Source organism: uncultured Tateyamaria sp., assembly GCF_947496075.1.
Lineage (GTDB): Bacteria > Pseudomonadota > Alphaproteobacteria > Rhodobacterales > Rhodobacteraceae > Tateyamaria.
Genome location: NZ_CANMBJ010000005.1, coordinates 120523 through 136605 on the forward strand (window position 1 = coordinate 120523; position 16083 = coordinate 136605).

Below are 16083 nucleotides of genomic sequence, written 5' to 3' on the forward strand. Positions count from 1 at the left end.
TTATCCTTTCCTGATGTTGATCGTCTGGACGATTGTTTCGGGCTTTGACCGGGTGAGATCGACGTGTAGCAGACCGTTTTCCATGATGGCTTCGCCCACTTCGACACCGTCGGCGAGGACGAAACTGCGCTGGAATTGTCGCGCAGCGATGCCACGGTGCAGAAAAACGCGTTCTTCGGTCTCTTCGGCCTGACGGCCCCGGATCACAAGCTGGCGATCTTCCACGGTGATTGACAGGTCAACTTCCGCAAAGCCTGCCACGGCAAGCGTGATGCGGTAGGAATAGTCTGATGTCTGTTCGATATTGAACGGAGGGTAGCCCTCGGAGCTTTTGGCTGTGCGTTCCAGCAGCCGTTCAAGTTGCTCGAATCCCAACATATGTGGGTACGAGGCAAGGGTCATCTTCGTCATGCGACACGTCCTTTTGGTCAAGCGACAGTCTGTATCCACCCCTGATGCGGCAGCGGATGGTATAAATATGGGCAGAAACCATGTTGGGAACAAGGTCTAGGCGTATCGCAGGGTTGTGATTATATTAAAGCCTCTGCAATTGCTTGGAATCGCATCATGAATGCTCCTTCTGATATCTCGATGAAGACCGACGAGGTATTGCGCGTTGAACTGGAAGTGTTCAAACGCGAGCATCGTGATTTGGACGAAGCCATTCATGCATTGCAGGAAAAGGCCACGGGCGACCAGCTGACCATCCAGCGCCTGAAGAAGAAAAAGCTTAGGCTGAAGGACCAGATCGCGATCATCGAGGATCGTTTGACCCCCGATATCATCGCCTGATCCCTATTCGCCGCGCGTGAGGGTGTGCCACCCGTCCCTGTCCACCGCCTTGAGCCGTGCCAGGGCGCGTTCGGCATCCGCACGGATCGTATCCCTGCTCTGATCCTTTACGCCTTCGATCTGGGCCACCAGTGCGTCGATCTCGGGCAGGTCCGTCTTGGTTGCCGCCGCGAGGGTCTGCAATGCTTCGAGCACCTTGCCCAGTTGCGTGCCGTAGCTGGCCACATCGGTTTGGATCCTGGCCTCAATCTCGGCGCTGCCTGCGATATCAGGGGAAAAGACGCGCGGCACGATTTCCTGTGTCACATCGCCGGAAAATGGGGCGCGGAACATGGGCGCCCAGACGTCAAACGGGGTCATCATTTTGCAATCTCCTTGTCTCAATGCTGCCAGCCTTGCCGCAGCGCAGCATCGTGTCAAATGAAACCCGCTGTGCCGCCATTGCCCCGCGCCGCGATCTGGCTATAGTGCGCGCTTTCTGACCGCAGGGCGATTTGAGATGACAGACACCCCTCCCCCCGTTGGCATCATCATGGGCAGCCAGTCGGACTGGCCCACCATGCGTGAAGCTGCCGAGATGCTGGACGCGCTTGAGGTGCCGTACGAGGCGCACATCGTGTCCGCCCATCGCACGCCGGATCGGCTGTGGGATTACGGCAAGACGGCTGTGGACCGGGGATTGAAGGTGATCATTGCGGGTGCCGGCGGTGCGGCCCATTTGCCGGGCATGATGGCGTCAAAGACCCGCGTGCCTGTGATTGGTGTGCCGGTGCAGACCAAGGCGCTGAGCGGGGTTGATAGTCTCTATTCCATCCTGCAGATGCCGCGCGGTTTCCCAGTGGCAACTATGGCGATTGGGGCAGCAGGTGCGGCCAATGCAGGGCTGATGGCCGCGGGCATTCTGGCCGTGTCGGACCCGGCCTTGGCCGAGCGGCTGGAGGCATGGCGCGACGCCCTGTCCGCATCCATCCCTGAGGTGCCGAGCGATGACTGAGCCACTGGCGCCGGGATCGACCATTGGAATTCTGGGCGGCGGCCAGTTGGGCCGTATGCTGTCCGTTGCTGCAAGCCGTTTGGGCTTGCGCACGCATGTCTTTGATCCGTCCGCCCAACCCCCAGCGGGTGATGTGGCCCATATGGTGACGACAGCCCCCTACGAGGACAACGACGCCCTTTACGCCTTTGCCACCACCGTTGACGCTGTCACTTACGAGTTCGAGAACATCCCCACGCTGACGCTGGATGCCCTTGAGGATCACGTGCCGATCCGTCCAGACCGCGAAGCGCTGCGGGTGAGCCAGGATCGTTTGGTGGAAAAGGACTTTCTGACCGGTTTGGGTTTGAAGACGGCACCCTATGCCGACATTCCCCATGTGGACGCGCTGATCAAGGCGATTGCCGATATTGGCACACCGGCGATCCTGAAGACCCGTCGCTTTGGTTATGATGGCAAGGGACAGGCCCGCATCATGGATGCGGCGGGGGCCGAGGCTGCGCTTGCCGAGATGAACGGCGCGCCTGCAATCCTGGAAGGCTTTGTAGATTTCAGCCACGAGGTATCCGTCATCGCGGCCCGTGGGCTGGATGGGGCTGTTGCCTGCTTTGATCCCGGTGAGAACGTGCACAAGGATGGTATCCTGCACACCACCACCGTCCCTGCCCGCCTGAGCGCCAGCCAGCGCACCGATGCGGTCCTGCTGGCAGCCAACATCCTGAATGCTCTGGATTATGTGGGGGTGCTGGGCGTTGAGTTGTTTGTCACCCCTCAGGGTCTGATCGTGAACGAGATTGCGCCGCGTGTGCACAATTCGGGTCACTGGACCCAGAACGGGTGCGTTGTGGACCAGTTCGAGCAGCATATCCGCGCCATAGCGGGCTGGCCGCTTGGCGATGGGCAACGCCATTCCGATGTGGTCATGGAAAACCTGATCGGGGATGATGTGGATCGGGTTCCGGCACTGGCTGCCGAGGCGGGCACCGCCGTGCACCTTTATGGCAAGGCCGAAGCCCGTCCGGGCCGCAAGATGGGCCATGTAAACCGCGTGGTCGGCTAGGCCGCTGCCACGAAGCGTTGCGCGATATCACCAGACATGTAGCTGACCCGCCCGCCCGAGAGTGTGGCGGCCACCCGGTCCGTTTCATCCAGGATCACGATATCCGCCCGTTTGCCCGGCGCGAGCGTACCGCGATCCGTCAGGCCCAACACTTTCGCAGGGCCGGACGACACCAGCGCCCATGCCCCGGCCATATCCATCAGCCCGCTTTTGGCCAGCATGAGTGCTGCGCGGCGCGGCGATGGGTAGTGGTAGTCGGATGCGATTGCGTCACAAAACCCCATGGTGATCAGGTCCAGCGCGGAGGCGTTACCCTTGTGCGATCCGCCCCGCACGACATTGGGCGATCCCAACACAACGAGGTCACCCGCAGCGTGCGCGGCCTCTGCCGCCTGTGCCGTTTCAGGGAACTCGGCAACGGTTGCCCCACGCGCGCGCCATGCGGCGCGCTGACCAGCGTTAGTGTCGTCGTGACTGCCGATTTGCACGCCTTGTTGTCGAAGCTGCGTGCACAGCGCATCAAGCGCCTCGGGCACCTCGTCCCCGCGCGCATGCAGGTCCAACAGCATCTGGAAATGGACATCCGGGTTCCGCCCGGCCTTGAGCGCCTGCCCGGTCAGGCGCGGTGGTTTGCACCCGTCCGCCAAACGGTCATGCGGCAGATGATCATTGAACACGACATAGCCCACCTGCCAGTCCGAAATGCGCTGAGGCAACTCTGCATAAAGGTCAAGCATATGGGTTTCGAACCGCAATTGCGGGCGCAGGTCTGTTACAACGTCACCGCGCGTGGCGATCATGGCGTTGAACACCTGATCGGCAAAGTCGACGCTGCGCAGCCCGCCTTCCCAACTGATGAACTGGGCCATGACGGCGGTGGTGATACCGTTGGCTGCGATCTCGGCCTCGGCCGCAACAATCCCTTCGTTCATCTGCTTCATCGCGCCCCGGCGCGGGGCCATGTGCCGTTCAAACCCGTCGCCATGCACGTCGACGATACCGGGTAGGATGCGGTACCCGCTCAGATCGGCGGACCGGCCCGTAGGCGCATCGACCACAACGCCATCAGCCATCGACAGGCGGGCAGTTTCCAGTCCGGAGGGCTGCAGAACCGCACCGCCAACCAGATCAATTTTCAGCATCATCGCTTCCTTGCAGGCAACCCCCGTCCGGACATCCCAGCTGTTCCAGCACGGCATCAATCCAGCGCAGTTCGCGGTCAAAAGCACCATTGTCAAGAAAGGTCAGCACCTGCGCGATGACATTCGGGTTGTTCATCATGAAGGTGTGGGTGACAGGCAGCACGATGTGGTCGGACATGCCCGCCACCGGAGTGGCCAGCACCGACACCTTGCCATCATCCCGCCCCGGCAGGAGCGACGAGAAATAGGGATTGAGGGATTGTTCCCCAGCGATGATGCCCACTGGGTATGTGACGGCGGGCAAGCTGCGCGGCAGGCTGTCATCACCCGTGCCAAGTTGCCGGCCTGCGGGGCCGTTGAACCAGCCGAAAGCCTCAAGGTCACCAAGTTCATCCACCACTTCGCTGCCACGGTTGGGCGGGGCCAGCATCACCACACGGCCCAGATTGGCGGGCACGCCATGGTTGGCAAACCAATAGCGCACAAGAATGCCCCCCATCGAGTGCGTAACGAAATGCACCGTTTCGGCACCGCAGCTTTCGAGGGCACGGGGCACAACGTCACGTGCCAGCGTCTCAACCGTTTCGTTGGTGGACGGATAGCCCGGGCGTATAACGCGGTAGCCATCCGTGAGCAGCGCCTGTTGCAGCACCAGAAGCGATGCCTCGGTCCGGGCAAGCCCGTGCAACAACACCACGCAATCCGCGCGGGCACTTGCGGCAATCAGAACAAGAACAAGGACAGCAATCCATCTCATACCCTTGAGATAGCCCCATGCGCCCGCTTATGGAATGATTACGCGTCGTCGCCCTTGGAAAGGTTTTGCCCATGCGCCCGAAATCCCCCCGCATCGCCGTCCGCGCCGTGATCGTCGAGGATGAACGTCTGTTGATGGTCAACGCATGGCACACGGCCAAGAGCGCCTTGATGTGTGCCCCCGGAGGCGGGGTCGAGGTTGGCAGCAGCCTGCCGGACAACCTGGCGCGTGAGGTCCATGAAGAAACCGGGCTGACGGTCGAAGTTGGCGCGCCGTGTCTGGTCAATGAATACCATGATCCGCCCAGCCAGTTTCATCAGGTCGAGGTGTTCTTTCGCTGCACCATTGTTCCCGGGACGCTACGCCCGGAGGTGTGGCACGATGCCGAAGCGGTTGTGACCGAGCGGCGTTGGCTGACGGCAGAGGAACTGTCGCAGGTGCCGCACAAGCCCGACAGCCTTGGGGCTGTTGCCTTTGGCGGCGCAGGTGTCAGTTACGACCCGATTGAGCCGCTGATGCGGTGATTGCAATTGCGATGCCGCCAATGACCAGGGCTGCGGAAAGCGCAAGCGTGAGCGACAGGGCTTCGCCCAAAAGCAAGGCACCGCCTGCGATTGCGATGATGGGCACGCTCAACTGCACCACTGCTGCTGTCTGCCCCTGAAGCCGTGGCAGGACCGAGTACCACAGCGCATAGCCCAGGCCGGACGTGACGGCCCCCGACAGGATGGCAAGCGCAATGCCAGATGGCGCGGCGTGCAGGCCCGTTCCAAGCAGCAATACCGCCAGCAGTGGCGTCGCGACAACAAAGTTGGCCGCAGTGGCGGACAGCGGGTCCTGCGCCCCTTTGCCCGCAAGGGTGTACGCGGCCCAGCCAAGCCCGGCGATGACCATCAAGAGGGCACCGGCGATATCTCCGCCCGCGCCGTCCGTCGGCCAGAGGGCAATCAACAGCCCGGCAAAGGCAATGCCTGCCCCCGCAACCTGTCGCGCCGTCGGGCGCGCGCCGCGCATGGCCGACCAGCCGAACATGCTAACCTGCACGGTACCGAACAGGATCAAGGCACCAAGGCCCGCGTCCAGCGTCACGTAGGCTAGCGAGAAGCCGATCATGTATGCAGCGAGGCTTGTGGCGCCGACAAGCCGTCCGCGCTGCAGCAGTGGAAGGCCACCGCCGCGCACCGTCAGGATCATGCAAAGAGCAACCGCCCCCGCCACCACGCGGATCATCGCAAAGCTGGACGGGTCGATGGCACCGCTGTCGACCGCCATACGGTTCAGGACCGAATTGGCGGCAAAGGCAATCATGGTGAGGCAGGTCAAAAGGATCAGGCGCATGGTATCAGCGGTGTGGAATGCCGAGGTTGCCGATGGCAAGTGCCGTTTCAAGGTCTGACAGAAAGTTGTGGACCTGGGCGGGGGTCGTGAAGTGATATCTGGTCTTGTCCCGAGGTGCGTTTTCATAGAGCGCACGCGCCTTTTCGCGGGAGCTGTTGCGCGTCCGCCAGATGAAGGACAGGAAGTCCCAATCAAGTTGTTCCGGGCATCCTTCGGGCAAGTCCGGTCGGCTTTGACCGAAGTACCGCAGGGATCGCCATATCACGCGGCGCAGGCGCAGCCCGACAGGCAGGTCGAGCCAGATCAGCGTATCTGCTCGAGCAAGCCGCTCGGGCCATGTCGCGCTGTGTCCGCCTTCGAAAATCCACTTTGACTGTTCAATGGCATCGAGTGTCATCCGTGTCTTTTCAGCCCTGTCCCGCTCGACCCATCCGTGTTTCCAGTGGATGTGGTCGATATGGATGACGGGGAGAAACGTCTTGTCCCCCAGATGCCGCGCCAGGGTCGATTTGCCGGATCCGGGCTGCCCGATGATCATTACACGCTGCATGTGTCGGACCGTGGCGCAAGGTGGGAACAGGTGCAATAGGACGCGCCGCGATTGGAGCCTGAGCACCGGCAGAGGCATGTCCGGGCCGACCCGCCAGCAGCTCTTGTGTCTGCTCAGCATAGCTCCATATAGTTATCATGCTAACCATTTGGAGAATCTGCCATGACCGAGCTCAGCGTGTTCGCTACCATTCGTCCGAAACCCGAGCATAAATCAGACGCCCTAGCGGCAATCGAGGGTATTCTGTCGGCCACCCGCGCCGAGCCGGGGTGCCACCGGTTTGAGTTGAATGTGGGAGTGGAGGACACAGGCGCACTCTATCTTGTGGAGCATTGGGCGGACGACGCCGCGCTCGATGCGCATTATGACATGGACTATATAAAACGTGTCTTTGCCGCCTATGAGGACTGGCTGGTAGAACCGGTTGAGATCGTGCGGATGCGGCGGCACGCCTGATGTTCTTTCTGAAAGAGCTGCCCAGCACTGAAATGATTGCAGGCGTGACGGCGGACGTCCCCAACGTTGACGCAGTACACGTGCTGACCGTGCTGGAGCGTCTGCGCCAAGCAAGTATCCTGCTGCGCGACATTGAGGCGTTCCTGCGCACCCACACCCTTTCACAAACGCAGTTTCTGTCGTTGATGATGATCGTGCGGGAACCCGATCGCAACAGCCTGTCGGCGGCTGAAATTGCCAAACGGCTGGATGTGTCAAAGCCGGTGCTGAGCAAGGCGATTGGAAGCCTGATGGACAAGGGGTTACTTGCCCCCGCCACCAAGCAACCTGCCGACCAACGCGAAAAGCAACTGAGCCTGACAGAAAAGGGTCACGGGGTTTTTGCCGGTGTCCTGCCCGGCTACTTCGCCCTTTTGCACAAGTCCGAAGTATGAGCGTTCAAGGGCCAAGTGATCCCCCCGCCCGTGTGGTCAAAGCGAAACAGGTTCGCTTGCACATCTTGCCGGAGCGATGCCTCCACTCTTGAATCCGAGGTGCAATCAGCGGGCGATTGCTTCGCCCATTCATGTGTTTCTTTGTCGGCGCAAAACGTAACTCTTACTGTTGCATTACACTCGCAACTCAATAAGTTACGTAACTTGTATATCAAGCAAAGGAGTGATGCATGTCAGATACTCGTCTTCCGGTTACGGTGCTTTCGGGCTTTCTTGGCGCGGGAAAGACCACGCTGCTCAACCGTGTCCTTAACAATCGCGACGGTCGCCGGGTCGCGGTGATCGTGAATGACATGTCCGAGGTGAATATCGATGCAGACCTCGTGCGCGCGGACACGGAACTGAGCCGGACGGACGAAACGCTGGTCGAGATGTCGAATGGCTGCATCTGCTGCACTTTGCGCGACGATCTCTTGGACGAAGTGCGCCGTCTGGCTGCCGAAGGGCGTTTCGACTACCTGTTGATCGAGTCCACTGGCATTTCCGAACCATTGCCCGTCGCGGCGACCTTTGACTTCAGGGATGAGGCTGGCGACAGCCTCTCGGACGTTGCGCGGCTTGATACAATGGTGACGGTCGTCGATGCGGTGAACCTGTTGAACGATTTTGCATCGCATGACTTCCTGCGCGACCGGGGCGAGACCATGGGAGAGGAGGATGAACGCACCCTTGTTCACCTTCTGACCGACCAGATCGAATTTGCCGACGTGGTCATTCTGAATAAGGTCGCTGACGCCGGGCCAGAAAAGGTCGATGCCGCCCGCAAGATTATCCGCAGCCTCAATGCCGACGCGGAGATCATTGAAACCAACCAGTCTGTGGTCGATGCACAGAAAATTCTCGACACCGGTCGCTTCGATTTCGAGAAAGCGCACGAACATCCCATGTGGGCCAAGGAGTTGTATGGATTTGCCGACCACGTGCCGGAGACGGAAGAATATGGCGTAGCCTCTTACGTCTATCGGGCACGGCTTCCCTTTGTCCCAGAGCGTATTCTTGAAGTGCTGAACGGTGATCTGCCGGGTGTGATCCGGGCCAAGGGGCATTTCTGGATATCAACCCGACCCAATTGGGTGGCCGAGTTTTCGCTGGCCGGTGCGCTTTCCAGCGTCCAACCGCTGGGCACCTGGTGGGCCTCGGTGCCCGAGGATCGACGTCCGACCCATGAAAGCGCCCGCGCGTATATGCAGGCGCATTGGCAGGAACCATGGGGGGACCGCCGCCAAGAGATTGTTTTCATTGGCGCAGGCATAGATTGGCCGGCATTGAAGGCGCTATTGGATACGTGCCTGGTTCCCGCAGTTGCGGCAAGGGCGCCTGATGACTTGCCGGACTACCCTGACCCCTTTCCGATCTGGAAACGGGTGGAGGATGCAGCATGAACCTGGTGCGAGAAGTCCTTAAAGACGCCGCCATTGGCGTGGCGGTTGCCGATGATCCGGCATCGCTCGACACGTTCCTGAAACCGGGATGTGCGGCCGCGATATGGCGTCGGCAACCCACACCGGATGTTCAAAGCTGGTTGGACGCACTTGACCCGGATGTTCTGCCGCACGGTCGCGTTTTGATACCAACCAGCGCCGTAGCGGAGACGCTCGGCCACATGTTCGACCTGTCTGGTTTGCCATCAGGACCCGAGCGGGACTGGCTTCAGGCAGATATCAATCTGCTCGCCGACACGTTTGCGGACATGATGTCCGCCGCTTTTCTGCGGCTACGTCTGGATCTTGTCACAACCAATGCCTGCCGCAGGTTCCACATCGACGCCGTGACCGCGCGATTGGTCTGCACCTATCGTGGCACCGGAACACAGTACGGCGTGTCGCCCCGTGGGAACGCGCCGGGACGCGTGTTTACTGTCCCAACGGGCGCTCCGATCCTGCTGCGCGGAACACTTTGGCCAGAGCAGCCGTCGTCCGGTTTGTTGCATCGCTCGCCCCCGATCGAGGGCACCGGTGAAACCCGCCTTGTCCTTGTGCTGGACCCCATATCTGAGCCGGACGGTGAGGAGTGAGCGCAACCTCTGCCAATCATGCAGTTGATTGTCCGCATTGAACGCTGAGCCGACAATACAGAAAAAAAGAGGCCGCCCTGTTGGACGGCCTCTCTCAATTTCAGCGGTACAAGCTTCTGCGGAGCAGAAACCCTGATTACATCATGCCGCCCATGCCGCCCATGTCGGGCATTGCAGGTGCGCCGGCACCTTCTTTGGCGGGCTTGTCAGCTACCATGGCTTCGGTGGTGATCAGCAGCGAAGCAACCGAAGCTGCGTCTTGCAGGGCTGTACGCACCACTTTGGCCGGGTCGATCACGCCGAAGTTGAACATGTCGCCATATTCTTCGGTCTGAGCGTTGAAGCCAAAGGTCACGTCGTCGCTTTCGCGGATCTTGCCAGCCACAACTGCGCCGTCGACACCGGCGTTTTCAGCGATCTGACGCAGAGGCGACTCGATAGCCTTACGCACGATCGAGATACCGACGTTCTGGTCGTTGTTCACACCGGTCAGGCCGTCAAGCGACTTGGCCGCCTGAACCAGGGCAACACCGCCGCCCACAACAACACCTTCTTGCACAGCAGCGCGGGTCGCGTTCAGGGCGTCATCGACACGGTCTTTGCGCTCTTTCACTTCAACTTCTGTCATGCCGCCGACGCGGATGACAGCAACACCGCCTGCCAGTTTGGCAACGCGCTCTTGCAGCTTCTCACGGTCGTAGTCCGACGTGGTTTCTTCGATCTGGCCGCGGATCTGGGCAACGCGTGCCTCGATCTCGGCTTTCTCGCCGTTGCCGTCGATGACTGTGGTCTCGTCCTTGGTGATCTGAAGACGCTTGGCGGTGCCCAGCATGTCCATGGTCACGTTCTCGAGCTTCATGCCGAGATCTTCGGAGATCACCTGGCCGCCGGTCAGGATCGCGATGTCTTGCAGCATGGCTTTGCGGCGGTCGCCGAAACCAGGTGCTTTGACAGCCGCGATCTTCAGGCCGCCGCGCAGTTTGTTGACCACGAGGGTCGCCAGCGCTTCGCCTTCAACGTCTTCGGCGATGATCAGCAGAGGCTTCTGCGACTGGATCACCGATTCGAGCAGCGGAACCATGGGCTGCAGCGACGACAGTTTCTTTTCGTGCAGCAGGATCATGCAGTCTTCGAGCTCGGCGGTCATTTTGTCCGCGTTGGTCACGAAGTAAGGCGACAGGTAGCCGCGGTCGAATTGCATACCTTCGACAACGTCGGTTTCTGTTTCCAGACCCTTGTTCTCTTCAACGGTGATGACGCCCTCGTTGCCGACCTTCTGCATCGCGTCTGCGATCTGCTGGCCGATCTCGGCTTCGCCGTTGGCGGAGATGGTGCCGACCTGTGCCACTTCGGCACTGTCGTTCACTTCACGCGAGGCTGCCTTGATGGCTTCAACCACTTTGGTGGTCGCCATGTCGATGCCGCGCTTGAGGTCCATCGGGTTCATGCCAGCGGCAACCGATTTCATGCCTTCTTTGACGATGGCCTGGGCCAGCACGGTTGCGGTTGTTGTACCGTCACCTGCTTCGTCATTGGTGCGCTGGGCCACTTCTTTGACCATTTGCGCGCCCATGTTTTCGAACTTGTCTTCCAGTTCGATTTCCTTGGCGACCGATACACCGTCCTTGGTGATGCGGGGTGCGCCGAAGGATTTGTCCAGCACCACGTTGCGGCCTTTGGGGCCCAGTGTCACTTTGACGGCGTCAGCCAGAATGTTCACGCCGGCCAGCATGCGCCCGCGGGCATCTATGTCGAACTTGACGTCCTTTGCCATGTATTTTCTCCTTTGAGAATTAGGGAATGAAGATCAGAGAAACGCGGACGCGCTTACTCGATGATCCCCATGATGTCGGATTCTTTCATCATCAGCAGCTCTTCGCCGTCGATGGTGACCTCGGTGCCGGACCATTTGCCGAACAGCACCTTGTCGCCGGCTTTCACACCCATTTCGATCAGCTCACCGCTGTCTTTGCGGGCGCCGGGGCCTGCAGACACGATTTCGCCTTCGCTGGGCTTTTCCTTGGCGCTGTCGGGGATGATCAGCCCACCAGCGGTTTTCTCTTCGCTTTCCGTGCGGCGTACAAGCACGCGGTCATGAAGCGGTTTCAATGCCATCTTTGCAGCTCCTTGAGGCTCAAAGTTACTCCCTTGGCCCCCGGATCGGGGACCGTTAGCACTCAGCATGTTCGAGTGATAACGTTGCGTATCTAGGGAAGCCCCAACCATGAGTCAACCAGTGTCGCCGCCATAATTTTGCAAAGGTTTTTTGACACATCCTTGGCAATGGGGCGGAGCTGACTTAGCGTTCGGTGCGGGCGGACAAAAAAAGGAAATGCAGGATGGTTCGACAGCTTTTGTTGGCTTTATCATTTATGGCGCCCTTGGCGGCACATGCCGCGTGCACCGGAACTGATCTGCGCCCCACACTTGATGATGCCGCGCAGAATGAGATTGCTTCGATTTCGACCAACCTGCCATTTTCCGAGGGAAACCATTGGCGCGCGGTCCGGGACAACCAGGTGATCAACCTTATTGGGACGATGCATATCTTTGATGCGCGTATGGAGGCCATTGTGGACCGGTTGGAGCCGGTGGTTGAAACAGCCGACCTGTTGATGGTCGAGATCACCGCCAAGGAAGAAGCGGCGTTACTGAATGCCATCGCGACCGATCCGTCCATCGCGTTCCTGTCAGACGGCCCAAGCCTGATTGACCTCGTTTCGCCTGAAACCTGGACCGTGTTGTCCGAGGCGGCGCAGGCCCGCGGCGTGCCGCCCTTCATGGCTGCAAAGTACCAGCCATGGTTCCTGTCACTGACATTGGGAATAGCGCCCTGCGCCATGGCTGATCTGCATGCCGGGAAGGTTGGGCTGGACAAGATGGTCATGGACCGGGCCACTGCAGCGGACGTACCCATCGTCGAATTGGAAACCCATCAGGATTTGATCGCCCTGCTTGGGGCGGAGCCGATTGAGGAGCAGGTACGGTTTCTGCCGATGATCGCGCAGATGGAGCAATTCATCGTGGATTCGACAGCAACAACGGTCGAAAGCTACTTCGATGAGAAGCATGGCGAGCTTCTTGCATTCTCACGCGTGTTTTCGCGGGGTCAGGTCGATCTTCCTGATGGCGAGTTTGACGTGCTGTTTGACGACATGATGGAGGAGTTGCTGGTCCAACGGAATCTGGCGTGGATGGACCGGATCGATGCACGCACTGAAGCCAATATCGTCATCGCTGTGGGTGCCGCGCATTTGTCCGGCGAATCCGGCTTGCTACAGCAACTGTCAGATCGTGGATTTGAATTGGAGCGCATGCCGTTCTGAGCGCTGCATGGCGTTGGCCCGCAATCAACAAGCCTGACTAGCCCCCAAGAACCTGCCCAGACTGCGCCACCGCTTCGGCCCCCTTGGGCGTCAGGCCATAGACGCCCTTTTCGACCTTTTCGAACCAGCCGTAATGATCGTCGCGCATCATCGTTGTCGCCCGGATCACACCCGTCTCACGTGCAACATCTGCGCCCTTGCTGGCACCGACTTCGTACAGAAACAGCGCCAGCTTCAGCGCGTCCTGACGATAGGCGGTGATCAGCCCCACGCGGGTCTGCCCCCCGTTGTTGGGATCACCCTGCCGGGCAGCAAATTCCTTGAGCAACCGGCCCTGCCTCTTGGCGTTCTTGCGGGGTGCATAGGGGCCGGGATCACAATGGACCTGTACCAGCCCATCGGACAGGCGCACGGTCAAAAGGCCAAGTCCAATGCGACGACACAGGCGCGTCATGTCCTTGGTCGCCTTGAGGAAGCGTTTTCCCTTGCCCCGTTCGACGGCCATATAAACATCGTCGCTGACCCCAAGCCGGGCGACACATTGGTGTACAAGCGCCAGTGAAAATCCCAGCTTCAACTCGACAATGACTGGCGGTTCTCCACCGCGCACGGCCACGACATCGGCGGCCCCAACCTCGGACTTCACCACGTACCCTTGCCCTTCGAGAAAGGTTTTGACGGGTGGGTAGAGGTCGGTTTCGCGCGTGGTCACGTTTGCTTCCGGGCAGTTGGCCCGTGCGAGGTAACCCCACGCACGGGACCGTTGGCAAGCCCTATCGCCCGCCGGTGCGCCCGGGAAAGCGCGGAGGACGCCCGCCGCGCACCTGCGTGTGCAGGACGTGGTCAGGGTGTCGGTTGACGCTTGGCCGTTGTGCAACGGGTTTGCAGGGTTGTGATGTCGTGCGGGTGTCGCCCAGTTTCAGGGCTCTTTTCTTGGATATGGGCATGGGGTGCCCCTTCTGTCTGAATTGGATGGGACTGCACATACGTGCAGAACGATCCCCGCAGATGCGGGTCAGGCAGGCTTGTCCATTGGAAAACACTCCTCTGAAAAGGTGCGCGTATCGTACGCGGAACAGGTGGGCGGTCAGGCCAGCTTGTTCATTTTCAGAGCACTCCTTGGTTTGTGTTTCGCAATCATACAACAGATCGTCAGGCGCGACAATTGCACTCTGACCGGCCCCCGTGACACGCAGGCCAAGCTTGCTATAAGGGCGCCAAATTCTCTTCTCCCAAAGGAATCCCCATTATGACAACGCTCGTTTTTGGCCACAAATCGCCTGATACGGACTCCACCGGTTCGCCCATCATCTGGGCGTGGTATCTGAATGAGATCAAGGGCGTTGAGGCCGAGCCTGTGCTGCTGGGTGAGCCCAACACGGAAGCCGCCTTTGTTCTTGAGAAATGGGACTTGCCCAAGCCGCGCATCATCAGTGCCGTGGACGCGGACCAGCCGGTTGTGATCGTGGACACCAACAACCCGGCTGAGCTGCCCGACGCCATCAACGATGCCGACATCACCGCCATCATCGACCACCACAAGCTGGTTGGCGGGCTTGAGACCAAAGGCCCGATCGACATTCGCATCGAACCGCTGGCCTGCACCGCCACCATCATGTGGAAGATGATCGGCAAGGACATGGCGCAGATGCCGAACGGTGTGAAAGGCGCAATGCTGTCCTGCATCCTGTCGGACACGTTGGAATTCCGCTCGCCCACCACAACGCCGGAAGACAAAGCAATTGCCCATGATCTGGCAAAGGATTTGGGTGTGGACCTTTCGACCTATGCGTCCGAGATGTTTGAGGCGAAGTCGGACGTGTCCGCGTTTTCGGATGCCGAGCTGCTGCGCATGGACAGTAAGGAATACGCCGTGGATGGCACGCAATTCCGCGTGTCGGTTCTGGAAACGACCGCGCCCAAGCTGGTGCTGGACCGCAAGGACAGCCTGATGGCGTCGATGGTCGATGTGGCGAAGGAGGACGGCGCCGATGAGGTCCTGTTGTTCGTCGTGGACATCCTGAACGAGGAAGCCACCATGCTGATCCCCAATGATCGGGTGAAAGGCGTGGCCGAGAAGAGCTTTGACGCGGCTGTGTCTGGCGACACCGTTGTGCTGCCCGGCATCATGAGCCGGAAAAAGCAGATCATTCCGAACCTTAAGGTGTGAGGGCGCGGGGCGGAGGACACCTCCGCCTTACAGACTGAAGATGCGCAAGGCGGGCGGACCAGTGGTCCGCCTTACTTTTTTGTGCCACCGTTGTTGGGGGAGGACACCATGCGCACCATCAAGACCGAAAAAGACGGCCGGATCGGCCGCATTACGCTGAACCGACCAGACGTGATGAATGCCATCGACGACGATCTGCCGCGCGAATTGCAGGCCGCGGTCGAAGCGTTTGATGCGGACAGGGATGTGCATGTGATGGTACTGTCCGGAGCGGGCCGCGCCTTTTGCGCCGGCTATAACCTCGCGCACTATGCGCAGGACCCGGACAACAAGATCACGCAAGCGATGCCTTGGGACCCGATGCAGGACTACCAGTTCATGTGGGCCAACACGCAGTGCTTCATGTCGCTGTTCCGGGCCATGAAGCCTGTCATTGCGAAAGTGCACGGGTTTGCTGTCGCAGGCGGATCGGATATCGCCCTGTGTTGCGACATGGTGGTGATGGAGGATGACGCCCAGATTGGCTACATGCCCGCCCGTGTTTGGGGCTGTCCGACGACGGCCATGTGGGTGTACCGGCTTGGGCCAGAGCGTGCCAAGCGGATGCTGCTGACCGGCGACAAGATCACAGGGACGGAAGCGGCTGAGATGGGGTTGGTGTTGAAGGCCGTGCCAGTCGATCAATTGGATGCCGAGGTTGAGGCGCTTGCCGCGCGCATGGCGTCGGTGCCGATCAACCAGCTGGCCATGAACAAGATGGTGATCAACCAGACGCTTGAGGCCACGATCAACCAGACCCAGCGTCTTGCTACCGTTTTTGACGGGATCACCCGGCATTCCCCAGAGGGGTTGAATTTCAAGGCCCGGTCCGAGGCCGTGGGCTGGAAACAGGCGGTGAAAGAGCGGGACGAGGGCCTGTATGACTGGACGCGGAACCACCCTTTGAACGACCCGGATCATCGCGCCGACTAGGCCCTTTCGCCCCTGCCC

At 60.0% G+C, this 16083-nt stretch carries 20 protein-coding genes; 11 read left to right on the top strand and 9 right to left on the bottom strand.

Annotation, left to right across the window (positions count from 1 at the left end):
* Positions 1–411, bottom strand: a complete 411-nt coding sequence (locus tag Q1A51_RS17615; protein ID WP_299210238.1) for an Hsp20 family protein — start codon at positions 409–411, stop codon at positions 1–3.
* Positions 412–567: 156 nt separating this feature from the next.
* Between Q1A51_RS17615 and Q1A51_RS17620 the strand changes: the two genes are divergently transcribed.
* Positions 568–792 carry a DUF465 domain-containing protein gene (locus Q1A51_RS17620; protein ID WP_299210241.1) on the top strand — a complete coding sequence of 75 codons (225 nt, stop codon included), beginning with the start codon at positions 568–570 and terminating at the stop codon, positions 790–792.
* A gap of 3 nt (positions 793–795) precedes the next feature.
* Here Q1A51_RS17620 and Q1A51_RS17625 read toward each other — a convergent pair whose 3' ends face one another.
* Complete coding sequence (locus Q1A51_RS17625; protein WP_299604296.1) at positions 796–1155, bottom strand: hypothetical protein; 360 nt, start codon at positions 1153–1155, stop codon at positions 796–798.
* 136 nt (positions 1156–1291) lie between these two features.
* Between Q1A51_RS17625 and purE the strand changes: the two genes are divergently transcribed.
* Positions 1292–1786 (top strand): 5-(carboxyamino)imidazole ribonucleotide mutase, encoded by a 495-nt coding sequence (gene purE, locus Q1A51_RS17630; protein WP_299210245.1) that lies wholly within the window; start codon positions 1292–1294, stop codon positions 1784–1786.
* Entirely contained in the window at positions 1779–2846 is a 1068-nt protein-coding gene (locus tag Q1A51_RS17635; protein ID WP_299604299.1) for a 5-(carboxyamino)imidazole ribonucleotide synthase, read from the top strand. Before purE ends, Q1A51_RS17635 begins: the two co-directional genes overlap by 8 nt.
* Here the strand turns inward: Q1A51_RS17635 and Q1A51_RS17640 are convergent.
* Together Q1A51_RS17640 and Q1A51_RS17645 are read right to left on the bottom strand one after the other, a co-directional pair.
* Positions 2843–3991, bottom strand: coding sequence for an alpha-D-ribose 1-methylphosphonate 5-triphosphate diphosphatase (locus Q1A51_RS17640; protein ID WP_299604301.1), 1149 nt, complete (start codon positions 3989–3991; stop codon positions 2843–2845). The genes Q1A51_RS17635 and Q1A51_RS17640 overlap by 4 nt on opposite strands.
* Entirely contained in the window at positions 3975–4745 is a 771-nt protein-coding gene (locus Q1A51_RS17645) for an alpha/beta fold hydrolase (protein ID WP_299604303.1), read from the bottom strand. Before Q1A51_RS17645 ends, Q1A51_RS17640 begins: the two co-directional genes overlap by 17 nt.
* A 71-nt stretch (positions 4746–4816) precedes the next feature.
* On the opposite strand from Q1A51_RS17645, the gene Q1A51_RS17650 reads away from it, so the two are divergent.
* The gene (locus Q1A51_RS17650) at positions 4817–5269 is read left to right on the top strand and encodes an NUDIX domain-containing protein (protein WP_299210253.1); all 453 of its coding nucleotides are present in this window, start codon (positions 4817–4819) and stop codon (positions 5267–5269) included.
* On the opposite strand, the gene Q1A51_RS17655 is transcribed toward Q1A51_RS17650, so the two are convergent.
* The gene (locus tag Q1A51_RS17655; RefSeq protein ID WP_299604305.1) at positions 5235–6083 is read right to left on the bottom strand and encodes a DMT family transporter; all 849 of its coding nucleotides are present in this window, start codon (positions 6081–6083) and stop codon (positions 5235–5237) included. The two genes, Q1A51_RS17650 and Q1A51_RS17655, sit on opposite strands and share 35 nt — an antisense overlap.
* Positions 6084–6087: 4 nt before the next feature.
* Positions 6088–6633, bottom strand: coding sequence for an AAA family ATPase (locus Q1A51_RS17660; protein WP_299604307.1), 546 nt, complete (start codon positions 6631–6633; stop codon positions 6088–6090).
* Positions 6634–6795: 162 nt separating this feature from the next.
* Here Q1A51_RS17660 and Q1A51_RS17665 point away from each other — a divergent pair, with 162 nt between their 5' ends.
* From Q1A51_RS17665 to Q1A51_RS17680, 4 genes are all read left to right on the top strand, one after another.
* Positions 6796–7089 carry a putative quinol monooxygenase gene (locus tag Q1A51_RS17665; protein ID WP_299604310.1) on the top strand — a complete coding sequence of 98 codons (294 nt, stop codon included), beginning with the start codon at positions 6796–6798 and terminating at the stop codon, positions 7087–7089.
* On the top strand, positions 7089–7523 hold the full coding sequence (locus tag Q1A51_RS17670; RefSeq protein WP_299604312.1) for a MarR family transcriptional regulator: 435 nt from the start codon (positions 7089–7091) through the stop codon (positions 7521–7523). Before Q1A51_RS17665 ends, Q1A51_RS17670 begins: the two co-directional genes overlap by 1 nt.
* A gap of 230 nt (positions 7524–7753) precedes the next feature.
* On the top strand, positions 7754–8965 hold the full coding sequence (locus Q1A51_RS17675) for a GTP-binding protein (RefSeq protein WP_299604314.1): 1212 nt from the start codon (positions 7754–7756) through the stop codon (positions 8963–8965).
* Complete coding sequence (locus Q1A51_RS17680; protein WP_299604316.1) at positions 8962–9597, top strand: DUF1826 domain-containing protein; 636 nt, start codon at positions 8962–8964, stop codon at positions 9595–9597. Before Q1A51_RS17675 ends, Q1A51_RS17680 begins: the two co-directional genes overlap by 4 nt.
* Positions 9598–9733: 136 nt before the next feature.
* Here the strand turns inward: Q1A51_RS17680 and groL are convergent, their stop codons facing one another.
* Positions 9734–11371 carry a chaperonin GroEL gene (groL, locus tag Q1A51_RS17685; protein ID WP_299604318.1) on the bottom strand — a complete coding sequence of 546 codons (1638 nt, stop codon included), beginning with the start codon at positions 11369–11371 and terminating at the stop codon, positions 9734–9736.
* A gap of 53 nt (positions 11372–11424) precedes the next feature.
* Positions 11425–11712 (bottom strand): co-chaperone GroES, encoded by a 288-nt coding sequence (locus tag Q1A51_RS17690; protein WP_147109029.1) that lies wholly within the window; start codon positions 11710–11712, stop codon positions 11425–11427.
* 224 nt (positions 11713–11936) lie between these two features.
* Here Q1A51_RS17690 and Q1A51_RS17695 point away from each other — a divergent pair, with 224 nt between their 5' ends.
* On the top strand, positions 11937–12923 hold the full coding sequence (locus Q1A51_RS17695; protein ID WP_299604320.1) for a TraB/GumN family protein: 987 nt from the start codon (positions 11937–11939) through the stop codon (positions 12921–12923).
* A gap of 37 nt (positions 12924–12960) precedes the next feature.
* Here Q1A51_RS17695 and Q1A51_RS17700 read toward each other — a convergent pair whose 3' ends face one another.
* The gene (locus Q1A51_RS17700; RefSeq protein ID WP_299604322.1) at positions 12961–13635 is read right to left on the bottom strand and encodes a DUF2161 family putative PD-(D/E)XK-type phosphodiesterase; all 675 of its coding nucleotides are present in this window, start codon (positions 13633–13635) and stop codon (positions 12961–12963) included.
* A 537-nt stretch (positions 13636–14172) separates the two neighbouring features.
* Between Q1A51_RS17700 and Q1A51_RS17705 the strand changes: the two genes are divergently transcribed.
* Together Q1A51_RS17705 and Q1A51_RS17710 are read left to right on the top strand one after the other, a co-directional pair.
* Positions 14173–15093 carry a manganese-dependent inorganic pyrophosphatase gene (locus Q1A51_RS17705; protein ID WP_299604324.1) on the top strand — a complete coding sequence of 307 codons (921 nt, stop codon included), beginning with the start codon at positions 14173–14175 and terminating at the stop codon, positions 15091–15093.
* Between the two features lie 108 nt (positions 15094–15201).
* On the top strand, positions 15202–16065 hold the full coding sequence (locus tag Q1A51_RS17710) for a crotonase/enoyl-CoA hydratase family protein (RefSeq protein ID WP_299604326.1): 864 nt from the start codon (positions 15202–15204) through the stop codon (positions 16063–16065).
* Positions 16066–16083 lie beyond the last annotated feature (18 nt).